21 protein-coding genes are annotated in these 18,718 nt (G+C 71.4%); 11 read left to right on the top strand and 10 right to left on the bottom strand.

Going from position 1 to position 18,718, the window contains the following annotated elements; genetic code table 11:
• The first annotated feature begins 252 nt into the window (after window positions 1-252).
• From JWR33_RS01575 to JWR33_RS01565, 3 genes are all read left to right on the top strand, one after another.
• Window positions 253-1,524 carry a glycosyltransferase 87 family protein gene (locus JWR33_RS01575; protein ID WP_297408804.1) on the top strand — a complete coding sequence of 424 codons (1,272 nt, stop codon included), beginning with the start codon at window positions 253-255 and terminating at the stop codon, window positions 1,522-1,524.
• Window positions 1,524-1,835, top strand: coding sequence for a thiamine-binding protein (locus JWR33_RS01570; protein ID WP_297408803.1), 312 nt, complete (start codon window positions 1,524-1,526; stop codon window positions 1,833-1,835). Before JWR33_RS01575 ends, JWR33_RS01570 begins: the two co-directional genes overlap by 1 nt.
• Before the next feature lie 121 nt (window positions 1,836-1,956).
• Window positions 1,957-3,186, top strand: coding sequence for an MFS transporter (locus tag JWR33_RS01565; RefSeq protein WP_297408801.1), 1,230 nt, complete (start codon window positions 1,957-1,959; stop codon window positions 3,184-3,186).
• A 155-nt stretch (window positions 3,187-3,341) separates the two neighbouring features.
• On the opposite strand, the gene JWR33_RS01560 is transcribed toward JWR33_RS01565, so the two are convergent.
• The 4 genes from JWR33_RS01560 to JWR33_RS01545 all read right to left on the bottom strand — a co-directional run bounded on the left by JWR33_RS01560 (window position 3,342) and on the right by JWR33_RS01545 (window position 7,489).
• Window positions 3,342-3,995, bottom strand: a complete 654-nt coding sequence (locus tag JWR33_RS01560) for a response regulator transcription factor (RefSeq protein ID WP_297408810.1) — start codon at window positions 3,993-3,995, stop codon at window positions 3,342-3,344.
• A gap of 50 nt (window positions 3,996-4,045) precedes the next feature.
• The gene (locus JWR33_RS01555; protein WP_297408799.1) at window positions 4,046-5,338 is read right to left on the bottom strand and encodes a hypothetical protein; all 1,293 of its coding nucleotides are present in this window, start codon (window positions 5,336-5,338) and stop codon (window positions 4,046-4,048) included.
• Entirely contained in the window at window positions 5,335-6,537 is a 1,203-nt protein-coding gene (locus JWR33_RS01550) for an ATP-binding protein (RefSeq protein WP_297408797.1), read from the bottom strand. Before JWR33_RS01550 ends, JWR33_RS01555 begins: the two co-directional genes overlap by 4 nt.
• Before the next feature lie 295 nt (window positions 6,538-6,832).
• On the bottom strand, window positions 6,833-7,489 hold the full coding sequence (locus JWR33_RS01545) for a response regulator transcription factor (protein ID WP_297408796.1): 657 nt from the start codon (window positions 7,487-7,489) through the stop codon (window positions 6,833-6,835).
• A gap of 152 nt (window positions 7,490-7,641) precedes the next feature.
• Between JWR33_RS01545 and JWR33_RS01540 the strand changes: the two genes are divergently transcribed.
• The gene (locus JWR33_RS01540; RefSeq protein ID WP_297408793.1) at window positions 7,642-7,842 is read left to right on the top strand and encodes a hypothetical protein; all 201 of its coding nucleotides are present in this window, start codon (window positions 7,642-7,644) and stop codon (window positions 7,840-7,842) included.
• Window positions 7,843-7,892: 50 nt separating this feature from the next.
• On the opposite strand, the gene JWR33_RS01535 is transcribed toward JWR33_RS01540, so the two are convergent.
• From JWR33_RS01535 to JWR33_RS01525, 3 genes are all read right to left on the bottom strand, one after another.
• Window positions 7,893-9,107, bottom strand: coding sequence for a homoserine O-acetyltransferase (locus JWR33_RS01535; protein WP_297408791.1), 1,215 nt, complete (start codon window positions 9,105-9,107; stop codon window positions 7,893-7,895).
• Window positions 9,108-9,224: 117 nt separating this feature from the next.
• On the bottom strand, window positions 9,225-10,541 hold the full coding sequence (locus tag JWR33_RS01530; protein WP_297408790.1) for a bifunctional o-acetylhomoserine/o-acetylserine sulfhydrylase: 1,317 nt from the start codon (window positions 10,539-10,541) through the stop codon (window positions 9,225-9,227).
• A 68-nt stretch (window positions 10,542-10,609) separates the two neighbouring features.
• Window positions 10,610-11,659, bottom strand: coding sequence for an acyltransferase family protein (locus JWR33_RS01525; RefSeq protein WP_297408788.1), 1,050 nt, complete (start codon window positions 11,657-11,659; stop codon window positions 10,610-10,612).
• 73 nt (window positions 11,660-11,732) lie between these two features.
• Between JWR33_RS01525 and JWR33_RS01520 the strand changes: the two genes are divergently transcribed.
• Window positions 11,733-12,506 (top strand): SDR family oxidoreductase, encoded by a 774-nt coding sequence (locus JWR33_RS01520; protein WP_297408786.1) that lies wholly within the window; start codon window positions 11,733-11,735, stop codon window positions 12,504-12,506.
• 120 nt (window positions 12,507-12,626) lie between these two features.
• Here JWR33_RS01520 and JWR33_RS01515 read toward each other — a convergent pair whose 3' ends face one another.
• Both JWR33_RS01515 and JWR33_RS01510 read right to left on the bottom strand, forming a co-directional pair.
• Window positions 12,627-12,881 carry a hypothetical protein gene (locus JWR33_RS01515; RefSeq protein WP_297408785.1) on the bottom strand — a complete coding sequence of 85 codons (255 nt, stop codon included), beginning with the start codon at window positions 12,879-12,881 and terminating at the stop codon, window positions 12,627-12,629.
• Between the two features lie 462 nt (window positions 12,882-13,343).
• On the bottom strand, window positions 13,344-13,697 hold the full coding sequence (locus JWR33_RS01510; protein WP_297408783.1) for a hypothetical protein: 354 nt from the start codon (window positions 13,695-13,697) through the stop codon (window positions 13,344-13,346).
• A 163-nt stretch (window positions 13,698-13,860) separates the two neighbouring features.
• Between JWR33_RS01510 and JWR33_RS01505 the strand changes: the two genes are divergently transcribed.
• The gene (locus JWR33_RS01505) at window positions 13,861-14,181 is read left to right on the top strand and encodes an HNH endonuclease signature motif containing protein (protein ID WP_297408781.1); all 321 of its coding nucleotides are present in this window, start codon (window positions 13,861-13,863) and stop codon (window positions 14,179-14,181) included.
• A 154-nt stretch (window positions 14,182-14,335) separates the two neighbouring features.
• On the top strand, window positions 14,336-15,091 hold the full coding sequence (lepB, locus tag JWR33_RS01500; RefSeq protein ID WP_297408779.1) for a signal peptidase I: 756 nt from the start codon (window positions 14,336-14,338) through the stop codon (window positions 15,089-15,091).
• 82 nt (window positions 15,092-15,173) lie between these two features.
• Here the strand turns inward: lepB and JWR33_RS01495 are convergent, their stop codons facing one another.
• Window positions 15,174-15,695 (bottom strand): hypothetical protein, encoded by a 522-nt coding sequence (locus tag JWR33_RS01495; RefSeq protein ID WP_297408777.1) that lies wholly within the window; start codon window positions 15,693-15,695, stop codon window positions 15,174-15,176.
• Window positions 15,696-16,035: 340 nt separating this feature from the next.
• On the opposite strand from JWR33_RS01495, the gene JWR33_RS01490 reads away from it, so the two are divergent.
• From JWR33_RS01490 to JWR33_RS01475, 4 genes are all read left to right on the top strand, one after another.
• Entirely contained in the window at window positions 16,036-16,557 is a 522-nt protein-coding gene (locus tag JWR33_RS01490) for a phosphoribosyltransferase (RefSeq protein ID WP_297408775.1), read from the top strand.
• Between the two features lie 29 nt (window positions 16,558-16,586).
• Window positions 16,587-17,315 (top strand): Type 1 glutamine amidotransferase-like domain-containing protein, encoded by a 729-nt coding sequence (locus JWR33_RS01485; protein ID WP_297408773.1) that lies wholly within the window; start codon window positions 16,587-16,589, stop codon window positions 17,313-17,315.
• Between the two features lie 119 nt (window positions 17,316-17,434).
• A complete protein-coding gene (locus JWR33_RS01480) occupies window positions 17,435-18,103 on the top strand; it encodes a uracil-DNA glycosylase (protein WP_297408808.1) in 669 nt (222 codons plus the stop codon).
• 29 nt (window positions 18,104-18,132) lie between these two features.
• A complete protein-coding gene (locus tag JWR33_RS01475; RefSeq protein WP_297408771.1) occupies window positions 18,133-18,711 on the top strand; it encodes a GNAT family N-acetyltransferase in 579 nt (192 codons plus the stop codon).
• Window positions 18,712-18,718: the final 7 nt, after the last annotated feature.

Below are 18,718 nucleotides of genomic sequence, written 5' to 3'. Positions count from 1 at the left end.
TCGTCGCGGCCCGCTCCCACGAGGTGCTGGCCGCCCCGGAACGGCTCGTCGCGCTCGCCGCGGCCGCCGCAGCGCTGCACGGCCTGGCCGGCGCTCGGGCCTCGGGCGGCGGACCGATCGTGGCGCTCGACATCGCCGAGGCGCTGCCCGCCGTGATCGCGGATCTGCTCTCCTGACCCCCGGTCGCGAGTCGCAGAGCCGCCCCAGCACGCTGCGGTACCGTGCTGGCATGCCGCCCCGTTCGGATCCCGCGTGACTGAGGCCGCCCCGCGGCGACGCTGGCTGACGCGGAACGCGACGGGACCGGTGGGCGCCTGGGCTGCCTTCGCCGTCGTGCACCTGACGTTGGCTCTCATCAACCTGCTCGACGACGTGCACGTGCCGTTCGGCGACGTCGTGTACGTCTACCGGTTCTGGATGGACTACGCGGCCGAGCATGGCGTGCTCGTCGGCATCGACACCACCTGGGTCTATCCGGTCGGTGCGCTGCTGCCGATGGGCTTCGCGTATCTGTTCGGGCCGGGGCCCTACGGCGAGATGTGGCTCCTGCTCGTGACCGCGCTGGATGCGGTGGCGTTCGCGGTGCTGCTCCGCCGCAGCCCCGCAGCCGCGTGGTGGTGGGTCGCCTTCCTCGCCGCGCTGGGACCGGTGGCGGTCGGCCGGATCGACGCGATCACCGCCCCGCTGGCGATCCTGGGGCTGCTCTGGCTGGCGACCCGGCCGCTGATCGCCGGGGCTCTGCTCGCGCTCGCCACCTGGATCAAGGTGTGGCCGGCGGCGCTGCTGGCCGCCGCGGTGATCGCGCTGAGGCGCAGGGCCGCCGTCGTCAGCGGTGCCGCCCTGCTCACCGCCGTCGTGCTCGCCGTGGCTCTCCTCCTCGGCACGGGGGCCAACGTGCTGGGCTTCATCACCGAGCAGGGCGAGCGTGGTCTGCAGGTGGAGGCGCCGGTGAGTGCCTTCTGGCTCTGGCAGGCGGCGCTGGGCGTGCCGGGAACGCGGGTCTACTACGACCAGCAGATGCTCACCTACCAGGTGCTCGGCACGGGCACCAGGGCGGTCGCCGCCGTGATGACGCCGCTCCTCGTCGTCGCGGTGGCGGCGATCCTCCTGCTCGGCGTCCGGGCGGTCCGCCGGGGCGTCGAGGCGACCGCGCTGCTCGCACCCCTGTCGCTCGCCCTGGTGCTGGTGCTCATCGTCGTCAACAAGGTCGGCTCCCCGCAGTACATCGTGTGGCTCGCCCCGCCGGTGCTGCTCGGCATCGTCACCTCTCGTCCGGCGGTGCGAGCGGGCGGCGGGCTGGTCCTCGGCATCGCGGCGGGAACCCAGATCGTCTACCCGTGGGCCTACTCGTGGCTGATCGTCGCCGACCCGGTGGTGGCGGCGCTCCTGACCGCGCGCAATCTCGCCCTGATCGTGCTGCTCGTGCTCACCCTGCGCGGCCTCTGGTCGCTTCCGGCCGGTGGCGCCCCTGCCGCGGCCGACCGCTCGCGCGGCGAGAGCCGCGCCCTGCTTCCGGAGGTCTGATGCTCGTCGCATTCTCAGTGGCACCGAGCGGGGGAGAGGGCCCCGACGCGTCCATCCACGACGCAGTGGCGGCCGCCGTCCGGATCGTGCGCGAGTCGGGCCTGCCCAACTCGACCGACTCGATGTTCACCACGCTCGAGGGCGAGTGGGACGAGGTCTTCGAGGTGATCAGGCGCGCGACGGAGGCGGTCGGCGCCTTCGGCTCGCGCGTCTCGCTCGTGCTGAAGGCCGACATCCGTCCCGGTGCCACCGGGGAGCTGACCGGCAAGGTCGAGCGCCTCGAGGAGGCGCTGCGCCGCATCGCCGACTGACGCGGGCGGACCAGCAGCGCCGGGCGGGACAACTCCCCCCGCCGCGTCGGTCGAGGGCATAGCCTGAGGGTCCGGCGACGGCGCCGCCACCCTCTCGCATCCCTCCTGGAGTCCGGCGCCCATGCCCCTCAGTCCCGCACGCATCCGCCTCGCCCTGCTCGCGCTCGCGCTGGGCGGATTCGGCATCGGCTGTACCGAGTTCGCGGCGATGGGAGTCCTGCCGGATCTCGCCCGCGATCTGCTGCCGGAGGCGTACGCCAGGTCACCGGAGGAGGCGAACGGGCAAGCCGGCGCCCTCATCGCCGCATACGCGCTCGGGGTGGTCGTGGGAGCGCCGACCATCGCCGCGTTCGCGGCGCGGTTCCCGCGCAAGAGGCTGCTGCTCGGCCTGGTCGGGCTCATCGTGGTCGCCACGGTGGCTTCCGCAGTGCTGCCGAGCTTCGGCTGGGTCTTCGCCGCGCGGTTCGTGTCCGGCCTGCCGCACGGCGCCTACTTCGGGATCGCCTCCCTGGTGGCGGCCAATCTCCTCGGTCCGGACAAGCGCGGGCAGGGAGCGGCGTTCGTGCTCAGCGGGCTCACCATCGCGAACGTGGTGGGAGTGCCGGCCATCACCTGGCTGGGACTGCACTACGGCTGGAGGGCCTCGATGCTCGCCGTGGCGTGCCTGTTCGTGCTCACCTTCCTGGCGGTGTCGCTCCTCGTCCCACGCCAGCAGGGGGACACGTCCTCCACGCTGCGCAGCGAACTGCGGGTGTTCAAGCGCGGCCAGGTCTGGTTCGCGCTCGGCATCGGCTCCGTGGGCTTCGGTGGCCTCTTCGCCGTGTTCACCTACGTGTCGCCGATCGCGACGGAGGTCACGGGACTTGCGACCGCGGCGGTGCCGCTCGTTCTCGTCGCCTTCGGGATCGGGATGACGCTCGGCAACTTCGCCGGCGGCTGGTTCGCGGACCGCGGCACCGAGCGGGCCCTGCTCGCGGGCTTCGGGCTGGTCCTGGTCGCCCTGATGGCGCTGCTCCTCACCGTGCACACGGTGGTCGGCCTCTTCGCCTGCCTGTTCCTGCTCGGAGCCGCCGTCGCGGGCGGTGCGGTGGTCATCCAGGTGCGCCTGCTCGACGTCGCGGGCACCGGCAGCCAGACGATCGCGGCGGCGGTCAACCACTCCGCCCTCAACGTCGGCAACACCATGGGCGCGGCTCTCGGCGGAGCCGTCGTCGCTGCAGGGTTCGGCTACCTGGCCCCGATCTGGGTGGGGATCGCGCTGACGATCGGCGGGATCGGGCTGGCCGTCACGAGCTTCGCGGTGGAGCGCCGCTCGACCCGATCCTCGCTCGACCTCGCCGGTCCCGAGTAGCCCGACCGGCGAGAGCCGAGCCTCGACGCAACCGTCCGGCCAGCCGGCAACCGCATGCCGTTGCCGGGCGGCCGGACGGATGCGGCGCTCGGCCGGAAACGGGAGAGGCACCGCGCTCCCGGGGGAGTGCGGTGCCTCTGCGCGTCGTGCCGGACCTAGTCGGTCTGCAGCAGGATGCCGTCCTGGATCGCGCGGCGACGGAGGGCGACCTTGGTGCCCACGTCGAACCCGGCCACCCGGTACTTCTCGCGGATGCGCTTGAGGTAGCTCTTCGCGGTCTCCTCGGAGATGCCCAGCTCGTACGCCACCGTCTTCACGGGCTCGCCGCCGCCGTACAGCGCCATCACCCTGCGCTCCTGTGCGCTGAGTCGGGGGGCGCCGCCGATGTCGCCGGCGTTGAGGGCGAGGTCGAGCTCCGCCGAGATGTAGGACTCGCCGCGGTAGGCCGAGCGGAGAGCGTCGACGATCATCGACGCGTCCTCGCTCTTCACCAGATAGCCGAGCGCGCCGGCCGCGAGTGCCTCGCGGACCACGTTCGGCTCCGAATAGGTGCTCATCAGCACGGTCTTGACCCCGGTGCTCTTCAGCATCGAGAGCTTGACCGAGATCGGGATGTTGTCCTTGAGGTCGAGGTCGAGCAGCACCACGTCCACCGGGAACTCCGGGTGGGTGAGCAGCTCGGGCCAGGTCGTCACTGCGGCGACCATCTCGATGTCGGATGCCGCGTTGCGGATCCACTCGGTGAGGGCGCCGAGCAGCATCTTGTGGTCGTCGACGAGGGCAAGTCGGATCGGGGGGCGGGGATCGATCACTGAATCTCCTGGAACTGGTGGGGGTCCGTCCTCGGGAAAGACGCTGGTCATGAGTCGGCCGGGCTGTCGACGAGGCACTCGATCTCGAGGCACAGACTTCCGTCCCGCACCGAGTCGGTGTGCCGGCCGACCTTGCGGATAGCATCCCACGTCGCAGGGTCGACCCGGTTGCGCGCCACACCGGTGGTCTCGATCGCGATCGGGATCGTCATCTTGCGCATCGGCCCGGCGTATTCCGTGGGCGCGACGGGACCGAGGGTGATGCGCACGGTGCGACCGCCGGCCGTCTCGCGCGGCACCCGGTCGCTGACGAGCAGCCAGATCGTGGAGAGCAGGCCGTCCCGCTGGCGGGAGTCGAGGAGGCCGGCGAGGCTTCCCGGGTCACTGAGCGAGGCTGCGGGCCCGAGGAGCTCCGACTCGGAGATCGCGTGGTAGAGCCAGGTCTCCCGCCGCCCCTCGATCAGGTGCAGGCGCAGCTCGGTGGCGAGCGATGCGGCGGTCTGGGCGAGCCGGGGAGAGAGGGGCAGCTGGGTCCGTCCGCTGGCCACGCCCTCCAGCAGCTGCTCGGCGGCGAGGTCGAGGCGGGCGAGCTCCTCCGAGGCGAGCATGCCGACGGCGTAGCGGGGCGCGGAGACGGTGCTCTGCACGAGCACCCGGTCCAACTCCAGCTTCACCATCCGCCGGAAGCCGCGGAGGATCAGCGCACCGATGATGGCGGGCAGCACGGCGCGGGCGAGCATCACGATGGAGGGGGCCAGGCGCTCCAGATCGAGAGAGCCGTCGAGGAGGTCGGCGAGGAAGAGGGTGCCGCCGAACGCCGCGGCCACCGCGAAGATCTCCCGGGCAGGACGCACGCCGACCACCGCGAGGAGTCCCACCCCTGCGGCGATCGCCGCGGTCGAGCCGCCCGCCACATTCCGGAGCGGCCAGACGGCCACGAGGTCGAGCACCATCACCACGCCCAGGCCGCCGACGAAGGCGATGAACACCGGGTCCGGGAGCCGGTCCTCGTTCCGCCGGATGACGATGCCGACCGTCACGAGGAGGGCGGCGAAGATCAGCCAGGCGGCCGCAGCGACGCCGGGAAGCGCATAGGCGGACCACTGCAGCGTGAACCGCGCGAGGTCGTATGCGGCGATGAGGATGCACACCGCCATGGCGCCGATGCCGAGGAACCCGGCGCCGAGGCTGCCGGCGTTCTCGTCGATGATCCGGGAGCTCGCGAAGCGGGGCAGCCGCAGCGAGGGCAGGTTGCGGCGCCGCGGCGCCGCGGCGCCCGGGATGACGCCGAGGGTGTTCTCGTCCACGCCGGTGGGGGCGAGGTCACGCAGAGCGGTCATCGGGGCACCTCCAGCACCACGGTCGTGCCCGAGCCGGGCGCGGAGAAGACGCGGGCGTTACCGCCGACCTCGCGGAGTCGGGCGAGCACCGACTCCTTGAAGCCGAGCCGGCCCTCCTCGATCGCGGCGATGTCGAAGCCGACTCCGCTGTCCGTGACCATGGCGCGGATCGTGGTGTCGTCGTCGGTGATCGTCACGTGGGCCTCGTGCACACCGGCGTGCCTGCGCACGTTCTCGAGGCACTCGGCGAGGGATCCGAGGAACGCGTCCAGCACGTCGCTCGGCAGCAGCACCTGCCCGGTGCCGTGCCAGCTCACGGTGAGACCCATCCGGCCGAACCGCTGCTTGACGTTCTCGAGCGTGTTGCCGAGCACGGACTCGGAGGTCGGCTGGAGCGCGTAGTCGCCGCTCGAGGACGGCGTGGGGGTGGAGCCGAGTCGCAGCTGCCGCAGCAGCCGCGCATCGTCGCCCGCCTGCTGCGCCATCGCGCTCGGCGCGACGCCGACGCCGGAGTGCGCCAGAAGGGTGAGGGTGGCGAGGACGGTGTCGTGCAGCAGGCGCGCGCCCTGGCGCCGCTGGGCTTCGGTCTCGCTCGCCTGGCGCTCCGCGCGGTGCGCCCGGCCGATGTTCGAGATGCGGCGGGCGGCGCGAACCACGCCCGCGTTGAGCAGCGACCCGATGACCGTGGCGATCGCCCAGCCGGCCACGAGCACGAGGAGCGTCATGGGCAGGGTGGCACTGCCGGCGAGCGCGATCAGGGTGAAGACGAGGGTGACGGTGAAGGTGATCCCGAGCACGATCATCCGGCCGAGCGAGATGGTGAGGACCACGGCGACGCTCGCGATTGCCCAGGCGGCGAGGATGCGGATGGCGAGCTCCGCGGCGCTGCTGTACCCGGTCGGCGAGGCGGGCACTCCGGTGAGGGGTTCGAGCGCACCGGTGTTGGCGAGCTGCAGCACCAGCAGGATGAGGGAGCCGGCAGCGACGACGGCCGGCGCCCAGACGAGGGACCGGGACCGGCCCACCCGGTCGAGGAGCAGGCCGAGCACCGCGAACAGCGGAACGAGGAGCACGAGGGTCGCCGGGGCGACGCTGCCGGGCACGGCAAGGCAGAGCAGGGCGACGGCGGCGCCGCTCATGCCGAGCAGGCGTGCGCTCCTCTGGAGGAGGCGGTCGCGCTCCTTGACGATGCGTTCCATGGGCTTCCTGCCTGGGGGGACGGAGGTCCGGACGGGGGCCGGGGCCGCTTCGGGGCGGCGTCCGGTGCCGCCGGGTCACCGGCGGCGCGACCATCGGGCTGGCCACGAACATGCTGACATCCGCAGATCGCCGGTTCGGGAGCCACTCCGCAGGAGGTGCGTTAAGCGCGTCGGCGGACCTGAGGACCCGTCCGGGAGGCGAACTTACGCTCAGCAGGCGGTTTTCGCAGGCAGACGGCGATTCCGCCGGATTCTGCCTGCTGGAGCAGATCCTGCCTGCTGAGCGAAAGTCGCTCTACTCCGGCGTGATCCAGCCTTCGCGGATGGCGTGCCTGCGCAGCAGCACTTTGGTGCCGAGGTCCACGCCGATGGCGCGGTACTTGCGCCGCGCGCGCTTGATGTACGACTTGATGGTCTCCTCGGTGGTCGTCATGTCGGAGGCGACCTCCTTGATGGACCGGCCCGAGGCGTAGAGCACGAGCGCGCGCTGCTCCTGCTTGCCGAGGTTCGGCTCCACGGAGCTCTCGAAGTCGTCGAGCGCCCGGCGCACCGCGTCGCTCGGCACCGCGTGGCCGTCGGCCGCGGCGTGCACGGTGGCGATCAGGGCGTCCGCGGATTCGGTCTTGCCGACGAACGCGGCGGCCCCGGCCTGGATGGCCCCGTAGATGGAGCCCGAGTCGGCGTGCCGACTGATCACCACGGTCTTGCTGCCCGCGGCGGTGAGCACCCTCAGCTTGGTGGAGATGGGGATGTTGTCCTCGAGGTTGAGGTCGAGGATCACCACGTCGACCGGGAACTCGGGATGCGAGATCAGGTCCCCCCAGGAGAGCACCGCGGTCACCACCTGCAGGCCGGTGCGAGGCGCGGTGAGCCGCGCCTCGAGCCCGTCGAGGACGAGTCTGTGGTCGTCGACGATCGCGACTCGCAGTCGCGACGATCGACGGTGGGGCATGGGTGCGGGCACTGGATAGACCTCGAACCCGAGTCTAGGGAGTGATGCCCCCGTTTGCTCCCCCCGGATTGGGGATGCGGCCGCAGGAGGGCCTGTCGGCGGCCGCACCTAGTGTGGAGCAGCGCCCAGGGAAGGGCGCGCGAAGGGGAACCATGACTGCGACGGCCACCGAGCTAGCCACGACCGCCGGGCTCGGCACCACCGCGCTGGCCGACAGCATCGTGGGCAACGTCGTGCTCATCGGGTTCGCCCTCGTGGGGCTCCTCGCCGCCGCCGCCCTGCTCGGCTCGGCCCGCGTGCTGCGCGCCGAGCGCCGCGATCCGCTGAACGCCCGGCACTACATCAACTTCTAGTCGCCGGTTCCGCAGGCGCCTCTGATCAGGCCTGTCGCTCCAGGCCCAGCTCAGCCGGCCGGGGTGGCGAGCAGCCGGGCGATCTCCCGGCCGACCAGCTCGTTCTCGATGAGGAATCCGTCGTGCCCGTACTCGGACTCGATCACGACCGGCTCACCGCCGTCGAGGGCGCCGGGCGTGGAACGGGCGATGCGGCGCTGATCCTCCACCGGGAAGAGCCGGTCGCTGTCGATGCCCAGCACGAGCGTCGGCAGCCGCAGTCCGGCGAGGGCCGCCTCCACGCCGCCGCGCCCCCGCCCGACGTCGTGCGAGCTCATCGCCTCCACCAGGCGGATGTAGCTGTTCGCGTCGAAGCGGCGGGTGAACTTGTTGCCGTGGAAGTCCAGGTAGGACTCGACCGCATAGCGGCCGCCTGCGCCGAGCGGGTCGATGCTGCTCTGCCATGACCGCTCGAAGCGGGCGTTGAGCTCGCCGGGGCTGCGGTAGTTGAGCAGCGCCATCCGTCGCGCCAGCGCGAGACCGTGCGTCGGCCCGTCGCCGTCCGGGGCGTTGTAGTACCAGCCGGAGCGGAAGCGCGGATCCATCCGGATCGCCTCGACCTGCACCGAGTTGAGCGCGATCTGGTCGGCGCTGGAGGCGGCGGGGGCGGCGAGGAGGCCGAGCCGGTCGACCCGGTCGGGAAAGGCGAGCGCCCACTCGAGCGCGTGCATGCCGCCCATCGAGCCGCCGATGACGGCGGCCCACCGCTCGATGCCGAGCACGTCGGAGAGGCGGCGCTGCGCCTCCACCTGGTCTCGGATGGTCAGGAACGGGAAGCGCGGTCCCCACTCCCGCAGGTCGGGCGCCAGCGAGGCCGGTCCTGTGCTGCCCTGGCAGCCGCCGAGCATGTTGGGGGCGACGACGAACCAGCGGTCCGTGTCGATGGCGAGGCCGGGGCCGACCATCCCGCCCCACCAGCCGCCGGTCGGCTGACCGGGCGCGGCCGGACCGGTGAGGTGCGCGTCGCCGGTCAGCGCATGCTCCACGAGCACCGCGTTGCGGCCGTCGGCGTCGAGCGTGCCGAAGGTCTCGTAGGCGATCCGGATGCCCGGCAGCACGCCGCCGCTCTCGGTCCGCAGTTCGCCGACCGAGGCGAAGCGGCGCCAGGCCGGCGGGTCGCCCTCCCGCCAGGCGCCCGTCGCCGGCGGCTTGCCCAGCAGCGCCCGCTGATCGGCCTCCGTGACGATGGCGGAGGGGATCGCGTCCTCGGGGGTCTGCCAGTCCATGACGCTCCAGTATCCGGCGTCCCGGGATGCCGAGCCGCCAGTGTTACGGCAGAGGGACCGCCCGCCCGCCCGCCTCGGAGGGCGGATGCGGACGGGCGGTCCCAGGAGTGCCTGGTGTTACGCCTGGACAGCCGAGAGCGCCCGCGCGGCCGCGAGGCCCGCCTCCAGGTCCGCCTTCAGGTCGTCGACGTGCTCGAGCCCCACCGAGAGGCGCACCAGCCCCGGCGTCACGCCGGAGGTCAGCTGCTGCTCGGGGGTGAGCTGCGAGTGCGTCGTCGACGCCGGGTGGATGACGAGGGAGCGGACGTCGCCGATGTTCGCCAGGTGGCTGAACAGGTTCAGGCTCTCCACGAACCGCCGTCCGGCGTCCACGCCGCCCTTCAGCTCGAACGAGACCACGGCGCCGACGCCCCTGGGGGCGTAGCGATTCGCGGCCGCATACCAGGGGCTGGAGGGCAGTCCCGAGTAGTTGACGCTCGCGACGTCCGGGTGGTTCTCCAGCCACTCGGCGATCTCCTGCGCGTTCTGCACGTGACGCTCGATGCGCAGCGACAGCGTCTCGATGCCCTGCAGGAGGGTGAAGGCGCTGTCGGCCGAGATCGCGGCGCCGAGGTCGCGCAGCAGCTGCACCCGGGCCTTGATGATGTACGCGAGGGCGTCGCCGACCGCCGTGGTGTAGCTCGCCCCGTGGTAGGAGGGATCGGGCTCGGTGAGCTCCGGGAACTTCTCCACGTTCTTCGACCACTCGAACTTGCCGCCGTCCACGATGGCGCCGCCGATGACCACACCGTGGCCGCCGAGGAACTTCGTGGCGGAGTGCACGACGATGTCGGCCCCGTACTCGAAGGGACGGATGAGGTAGGGCGTCGCGATCGTGTTGTCGACGATCAGCGGCACACCCGCCTCGTGCGCGACATCCGCCACGAGGGCGATGTCGAGGATGTTGATCTTGGGATTGCCGATCGTCTCCGCGAAGAAGAGCTTCGTGTTCGGACGGACCGCGCGGCGCCACTCGTCGGCGTCGTCCTGGTCCTCCACGAAGGTGGTCTCGATGCCGAGCCGGGCCAACGTGTACTTGAAGAGGTTGTAGGTGCCGCCGTAGATGGAGCTGGAGGACACGATGTGGTCGCCGGCCTTGGCGATGTTGAGCACCGCGTAGGTGCTCGCAGCCTGTCCGGAGGCGAGCAGGAGCGCGGCGGTGCCGCCCTCGAGCGCGGCGATGCGCTCCTCGACCACGGCCTGAGTGGGGTTCTGAATGCGGCTGTAGATGTTGCCGAACTCGGCCAGCGCGAACAGGTTCCTGGCATGGTCGGCGCTGTTGAAGACGTACGAGGTCGTCTTGTAGATGGGGGTGGCCCGGGCGTTGGTCACCGGGTCCGGGGAGGCGCCGGCATGGATCTGCTGGGTCTCGAACTTCCACTGGTTGTCGGTCATGGGGGCGAGCCTAGGCAGGGCGGAAACGGGCCTCAACGGCACGCGACACGGGGCGTAACGAAGGGCGGTCAGTCCCTGCCCGCGAAGAGGCGGGAGACGTCGGGCTCGATCAGCGGACGGGTGACGCGGCGGACGGGTCGGGAGGACAGCAGCAGGGTGATCGCCACGGCGAGCACGATCATGCCGAGCAGAACCGGGACGGTCGCGTTGGCGCTGAGGATCCCCGTCTCCCGCAGCGGGTAGAGCACGAAGGTGTGCAGCAGGTAGACGTAGAGGGTGGCGCCGCCGAGGGCGGTGAACCAGGTGGTTCGGCGCGGCAGCAGCACGAGCACCGCGACGCAGATCAGCGCGGACAGGGCGAGCAGCGCCAGCCGCACGAGGCCCGCCCACCAGGCGCCGTAGCCGAATCCGGCGTATGCGACATCGCCGAAGAAGAACCGGATCAGCCGCAGCCTGCGCCAGAGCGGCAGCCAGAGGATCGCCGCGACGACGACGGCGGCGAGGAACGCCCCGGCCGCCAGCCGGGCACGCAGGACCAGCGCGGGTGGCGCGGCGAGCCAGCGCCGTCCCGCATCCCGGCGGCGCAGCTCCCAGCCGAGCACGAAGAACGGCAGCAGCGAGAAGACCCGGGACAGAGCCAGCGTGCTGTCGAGCTGGTCCGTATACCCCGCGGTGACCGAGAGGACCGCGGCCCAGGCGAGGGGAGCGCGGAGCACCGCGAGCACGGGCAGCAGCAGCCGCCAGAGGATCAGGGCCAGCAGGAACCAGAGCGTCCAGGACGCGTTCGCGTAGTCCACCGTGTGCTTGCCCTCGACGAGCCACTGAACCACCGTCCAGATGGTCTCGAACACGAGGTACGGCACGACCAGGTCGCCCACGATCCGGCGAAGGTCCTTCGCGGTGAGCACGTCGCGGGCGAAGTGGCCGCTGACGAGCACGAACAGCGGGATGTGGAAGGAGTAGATGAGGAGATACACGGCGAAGGCCGGATCGAGCTCCCCGGCGAGGCGCTGCACAGAGTGCCCGACCACCACGAGCAGGATCGCCACGAAGCGCGCGTTGTCCCAGAGCGGCACTCGCGTCGTCGCGGGCGCCGGCGTGCGCTGCGTCGCCGTCACGGGGCCAGCCTAGGGCGGCGGTATCGTCGATCGCGGCGGCCGTGCGGAACGCGGCCGGCCGGGAGGGACGGGCATGGCACGCGCGGTGGTCACTGGGGCAAGCACCGGCATCGGATGGGCGACGGTCGCCCTGCTGCGGCAGCGCGGCTGGGACGTGACCGGCGTCGCCCGTCGCGCCGAGCGGCTCGGCGCGCTCGCCGCGGAGACCGGAGCCGACGTGTTCGCCGCGGACCTCACCTCCGACGATGACGTGGCGGCCCTGCGCGCCCACCTCGAGGGGCTGGGCAGGGTGGACGCCCTCGTGCACAACGCGGGCGGCGCTCGCGGCCTCGACCGTGTGGAGGACGGCGACCCCGCGGACTGGCGCTGGATGTTCGAGGCGAACGTCATCGCCGTCCAGCGGCTGACCGGCGCGCTGCTCCCGCTGCTGAGGGCCGCCGCCGAGCAGGCGGGGCACGCGACCCTCCTGGCGGTGACGAGCGTCGCCGCGACCGAGGTCTACGAGGGCGGGGCGGGGTACAACGCCGCGAAGGCCGGCGAGATGATGCTGATGCGCGCTCTGCGTCTCGAGCTCGCGGGGGAGCCGATCCGGGTGATCGAGATCGCGCCCGGCATGGTGCAGACGGAGGAGTTCGCGCTCAACCGCTTCGGCGGCGACGCTGATCGCGCGGGAGGCGTGTACCGCGGCGTCGAGAATCCGCTCACCTCGGGGGACGTCGCCGACGTGATCGCCTATGCGCTGGACCTCCCCGGCCACGTCAATCTCGACACGGTGACGATCCGCCCGGTGGCGCAGGCGGCGGCCTTCAAGGTCACCCGCGAACCGCTGCAGGTGCGCAAGGACTAGCGGACAGGCGCCCCGCAGCGAAGGCAGCGGGGGAGACGACGCGAGGCGCGGACGCCACCTCTCGTGACAGCCGCGCCTCGTGGGTCCGCCGGCACACCCCTCAGTGCGCCCTCGTCCGGACTAGATCTTGATGCGGACCCCGTGTCCCTCCACATCGGAGTCGGAGTCGGCGTCGGTGTCGGGACCCTTCACCCTGGCGAGGTGGCCCTCGACGTCGTCCCGGTCCGTGCCGGCGTCGCCGCCCGGGCGGAAGACGTGGCCTTCGACGTCCTCGTTCTTCTCCTCGTCGTTGAGGATCCGCACGCGCACTCCGTGCGCTTCGACATCGTTGGAGGGGGCGGCGGTCAGGTCGTCGTTGCTCTGGTCGTTGCTCATTGTCCTGGTCCTTTTCTTAGGGTCGCGAGGTCGCGATGGCAGAATCCTCCGGGCTCGGTGGGCTCGGGACCGTCGGGCCGACGACACAACCCGTGTCGATTGCCGGACACGGGAGATCGTGCGCGCTCCCGCCTCGAGGGTCGGTGCGACAGCTTCGTCGGTCCGGCATCCGGGGGAGGAGTGCCCGAATCGTCCCACGCGGGGGCGAAGCGGCGGAAGGGCGATCTCGCGCTGCGTCGAGCTCCTCGATCCGCGTCCGTCAGGCCGAGGCGGCCGCCTCCGGCTGCGGCTCCGCGGCCTCCGCGGCCTCCGCGAGGGCGGATCCGAGAAGTTGCGCAGGCGGCTGCCTTCGAGGGTCATTCGGGACCGCTCCAGGTGCGCGCGCAAGGACGAGCACCGCTCGGCACGGGCGGGCGCGCTGAAGGCGCGGTCGTCGAGTTGTGACGGCCGCGCCTGGCAGGGCTAGATCTTGATGCGGACTCCGTGGCCCTCGACGTCGTCGTCGTCCTCGTCGGTCTCGTCCCTGCCGCCGGTGAGCCTCGGCAGGTGGCCTTCGACGTCCTCGTCCTCGTCGGCGACGGGGACCTTCACGCGGGGCATGTGCCCTTCGACCTCGTCCTCGTCGGTCTCGCCGCGGCCGCTGATCCGCGGCATGTGGCCCTCGACATCCTCGTCGGTGACGGGGACCCTGATGCGGGGCATGTGTCCCTCGACGTCGTCCTCGGTGACGGGAACCTTCACCCGAGGCATGTGTCCTTCGACGTCGTCGTCGGCGCGACGGAGGGTTGTGTCGTCGGTGCTCTGGTCGTTGCTCATGGTCTCTTCCTTTCTTCGGGTCGCGGGGTGCGATGGCAGAAGTCTCCGGGCCCCCGGGATCCCCGTCTGTCGGGCGGGCGACACTGCGCCTGTCTCCTTGCGGACACCGGGAGCATCGCCGGCTCCTGGAACGGGAGTTCCGGCGTCCCGGCGGGGTGCCCGAATGCTCCCACGCCGGACGGAGCGGCGGAAGGGCCGAGTTTTCCCGGGGTGCAACCGATCGGCTCGGCTGTGCGACATCGACCATACGAAGGACTGGCTCTACGACGGCGAGACGAACGCCGACAACCTCGCCCATCTGTGCCGAAGTCACCATCACCTGAAACACGCCAGCAGCTGGAAGCCCAAGCACCTCGACGAGGCGGGCACCCTCGAGTGGACCTCCGCTCTTGGCCGCACTCACCGCACCCACCCGGAGGTCGGCATGCCGGGCGGGCCCGTCGCGCAGCAGGAGTGGCTGAAGGAGGAGCCGCCGCCCTTCTGACGATCTGGGTCGGCGCAACGCTCTCCGCTCGATCCGACGCGGAGGAGGTCGAGCCGGACTGAGTCTCGCCACCCCGGCAACCCGCACTGGCGCTGGACCGCCGTACGAGAGTAGACCTCCCTGTACGCGACGCACGCGGGAAGGAGTGCGGCACATGGCCCGCGAGCCGGCCGAGCAGCCACGTCGAGGACGCGCCGCCCACCTCCTTCGTGATGCGGCCGTGATCGTCGTGCTCGCCGTCGCTGCCTCGTTCCTGGTCCGCACCTATCTGCTGCGGGTGTTCGTCGTGCCGTCGGCATCGATGGTGGACACCCTGGAGGTCGGAGACAGGATCCTGGTCAACGAGCTCGTGCCGGGTCTCATTCCGCTGGAGCGTGGGGATGTCGTCGTCTTCCGGGACCCTGGGGGCTGGCTCCGGGGTGAAGCGTCCGGTGCTGGAGGCGCGGATGCGCGGACTGGGACGCCGGTGTCGAGCTTCCTCGAGTTCCTGAACGGTGACGGGGTCGGTCATCTCGTGAAGCGGGTGGTCGGCTTGCCGGGCGATGTCGTCTCGTGCTGTGACGCATCCGGGCGCATCTTCGTGAATGGAGCAGCGGTGGACGAGCCGTACCTCTTCGACGGCTCCGGCCAACTGGGGCCGCGGCCGCCCGCCTCGCTGTCGTTCACCGTGGTCGTGCCGGACGGTGCCATCTGGGTGATGGGCGACAACCGCGCCGATTCGCTGGACTCCCGCTTTCACCGAGGCGGCCCGACGGACGGGGCCGTCCCACTGGACCATGTCGTGGGTCGGGCCGTGCTCGTCGGCTGGCCGCTCCATCGCCTCGCCTGGCTGAGTCCGTATTCCGAGATCTGGCCCGATGCGACACGCGAGGGGACGCCGGGTGCGGCCGGCAGCGAGCCGGCTCGCTGACCGCTCGCGGATGCAGGCCGGAACGAGAAGCGAGCGGCAGGAGGGCGTCGCCCCCGGCCGCTCGCTCCGTCGTCGCCGATGCTCAGCTCACCCAGCAGTACGCGCCATTCAGGATGTAGGCGTCCCACACAGGGCCACCCGAGTAGCTGGCGACATACGCCGCGACTCGGTAGTACCCGGGGGTGGTCGCCTTCACGATCAGCTCGCTGTTGACGTAGGAGCCGTACGGCGCGGAGGAGGGGACGCCAGTCCAGGCGGTGGCCTGCCGTCCGAACGAGTTGAAGCTCGAGAAGTTCGCGTAGGTCGTCATCTCGACCCAGCGTGATCCGTTCCAGCGCTCCAGCCCGTTGAGCCAATACACCTGTTCCGTGCCCCTGGAGGCGTAGACCCGCGGCGCCGTGATCTGGACCTGGTGGTAGCCGCACCGGAACCCGCCCGGCCCGAGCACCGATGATGCGGCGGTGGCGGGGGAGGCGAACGCGAGCGACGCGGCGATGCCCCCGATGGTCAGGAGGACTGCCAGAAGGGCCCGCAACGGCTGGCGCTTCCGCTTCTCCGATGTGGGCAGGAAGGAGGCGGCGGTCGAGGGGAGTGTGTCAGTCATGTTCTTCGTCCTTCTGTCGGGGGAGGTGCCGAAGCCGCCCCCGGAGAGGAGGCGCTGGCTGTGCGCGCCGCCGGCCGGAACTCCGGTCGAGCAGCTCAACCCCTGAAGGTTCCGCCCGAGCGCGCGATTGCTCTGTCGGTCACCCGACACCCGCCGAGTCGGAGTGGCGACGTCTCGTGCACTGCATCGAGGACATGCCGGCGAGGACCTGGGGCTGCGCCGAGGTCAGGCCGAAGCGGCGTCCTGAGGCCCGGGCGCCGCCGCCTCGGCGAGGGCGCGGGTCCGATTTCCGCGACGGGCGGCGACGGGCGGCCCTCCGGAGAGGGGCTAACGTAGCGGCATGTCGAGGAACTGGGCTGCCACTGGCACGGCGGTCGAGGAGGTCCCGCTCGAGCGGGAAGTGCTCGGCTGGCTCGAATTCGGCGATGCGTCCCGTCAGCTCGCCCACTCGATCGCCGAATCCACGTTCGTGCCCGAGATCGTCGTCGCGATCGCCCGCGGGGGCCTGCTCCTGGCTGGCAGCGTCGCCTACGCGCTCGGCGTGAAGAGCTGCGGCAGCATCAACGTCGAGTTCTACACCGGGGTCGACGAGCGTCTCGCGAAGCCCGAGATCCTGCCGCCGCTGCTCGATGGGGCGTCGCTTGCCGGCAAGCGGGTGCTCCTCGTCGACGACGTGTCCGACTCGGGCCACACCCTCTCGCTCGCGGTCGAGCTCCTGAGAAACCTCGGCGCCGACGTGCGCAGCGTCACCCTGTACTCCAAGCCCCGCACGATCCTGGCGCCGGACTTCTGCTGGCGCAGCACGGACCGGTGGATCGTGTTCCCCTGGTCGGCGCTGCCGCCGGTCACCGAAGGGCACTGAGCGGACATCGCCGCGGCTAGCCTGGACGGGTGAGTGTGCACCTCGTCGGCGGTGGCTGGGCCGAGAACGGCAGCGGCGCTGCCTTCCGCGGCTTCCTCGAGGAGGCCGCGGAACACGCCAGGTCGAGCGGCGTGCTCGGCGCTCCGCGCATCGCGGTGATCGTGGTGCGGGACGGTGACGGCCTCGAGCATGCGGCGAAGCTGGTCGCAGAGGCCGCGCACTCGGGAGAGCTCGACGAGCGGGTCATCTCGCTCGTCGAAGGCTCGGTCGCGACTCCCGGAGTGCTCGCGGACTCGGACGGCATCCTCGTCGGCGGCGGAATGCCTCCCGCCTATCTCGAGAGCCTCGCCCCGCTCTTCGAGGAGATCCGGCAGCGCGTGCTCGACGGCGTCCCGTACCTCGGCTTCTCCGCCGGAGCGATGATCGCGCCGGAGCGCGCACTGATCGGCGGCTGGCGGATCGGCGGAGTGCCGGTCAGTCCCGAGGACGCCGCGGAGGACCTCGACGAGGTGCGGATCAGCAACGGGATCGGACTGATCGACGTGAGCATCGAGGTGCACGCGGCACAGTGGGGGACCCTCTCCCGACTGGTCGCAGCGACCACGGCCGGCCTCACCGACGGCGGCTTCGCCATCGACGAGGGCACGGCCCTCATCGTCGGCACCGGCGGCCTGCGAGTGGTGGGCGCCGGCAGCATCTGGCGCGTCGCCCCGGGCGAGAACGGGGTCACGGTCGACGTGCTCTCCGCGGCCGGCTGACCGTCCTTCCTCCCCGGAGAACCGACTTGCCAGAAAATGACGCTTTCGAGCCCGAAATGCGTAACTTTTCGGCAAGTCGGCCCGCGCTGGGGTTGGCAGAGCTCGCCGAGCGGGGCGCGATGGACGGCGGCTGGGCGGACGCACTCGCCGACGCACAGCCCACGCTCACCGCGCTGCGCGCATTCCTTCGCGCCGAGGCGGCCGCGGGGCACGACTTCCTGCCGCACGGGGACGTCCTTCTCCGCGCCTTCCGGGAGCCGCTCGCCGACGTCCGCGTGCTCATCGTCGGACAGGACCCCTACCCGACGCCGGGGCACGCGATGGGGCTTGCGTTCTCGGTCCGGCCGGAGGTGCGGCCGCTGCCGCGCAGCCTCGTCAACGTCTATGCCGAACTCGAGGCCGACCTCGGCATTCCGCGGGCGCCGCACGGCGACCTGTCGGCCTGGGCCGCCTCGGGCGTTCTGCTGCTCAACCGGGTCCTCTCGGTGCGCGCAGGCGCCGCAGGCTCCCACCGCGGCACGGGCTGGGAGAGCGTCACCTCGCTCGCCATCGAGCGGCTGGTGCAGCGGGGTGGACCGCTCGTCGCGGTGCTCTGGGGGAGGGACGCCGAAGCCGTCCGCCCGCTGCTCGCGGGCATCCCGGTGATCTCCTCGCCGCATCCGAGCCCGCTCTCCGCGTCCCGGGGCTTCTTCGGCTCTCGGCCGTTCAGCCGCGTCAACGCGGCGCTCGAGGACTTGGGCGCTCGCGCCGTCGACTGGCGTGTCGCCCCTCCGCCCGCAGCGCCCTAGGTTGGACGGCAGGCTCGAAGGGAGACCGGATGCTCGAAGAGGAATACCAGCCCCGCCGCGCCCTGCCGCCGCATCTGCGGAAGGCGCCCGAGCCGGAGGCGCCGTTCGCCTTCGAGATCCGCGATGCGACCCTGCGCGACCTTCCCGACGTCCGGGAGATCTACAACTACTACGTCGTGAACAGCGTGGTGACCTTCGACGAGGACGCCATGACGCTGCGGGAGTGGCGCTCGAAGTTCGCCTACCTGCACAAGCTCAAGATGCCGTTCCTCGTCGCCGTCTCGCCAACCGGACAGGTGCTCGGCTACGCCCTCGTCTCGCCCTGGAAGCAGAAGCGCGCCTACCGGTTCACGGTCGAGAACTCCATCTATCTCCGCCCCGCCGCCACCGGCAAGGGACTGGGCCACGCGCTCCTCGAGGCGCTCATCGAGCGTTCCCGGGCGGCGGGTCTGAAGGAGATCCTCGCGGTCGTCGCCGACAAGGGCGCCGAGGGATCCCTGCGCCTGCACGAGGCCTTCGGCTTCACGGAGATCGGCCGGATGGGCCGGGTGGGCTACAAGTTCGAGCGCTGGCTCGGCACCGTGATGCTGCAGAAGAGCCTCAAGTGAGGGCGGC

The sequence above is a fragment of the Naasia sp. genome (genome assembly GCF_025465545.1).
In the GTDB taxonomy this organism is placed as follows: Bacteria; Actinomycetota; Actinomycetes; order Actinomycetales; family Microbacteriaceae; genus Naasia.
The sequence above is the reverse complement of the archived record's forward strand: the minus strand, read 5'-3'. Positions and strand labels throughout refer to the sequence as shown.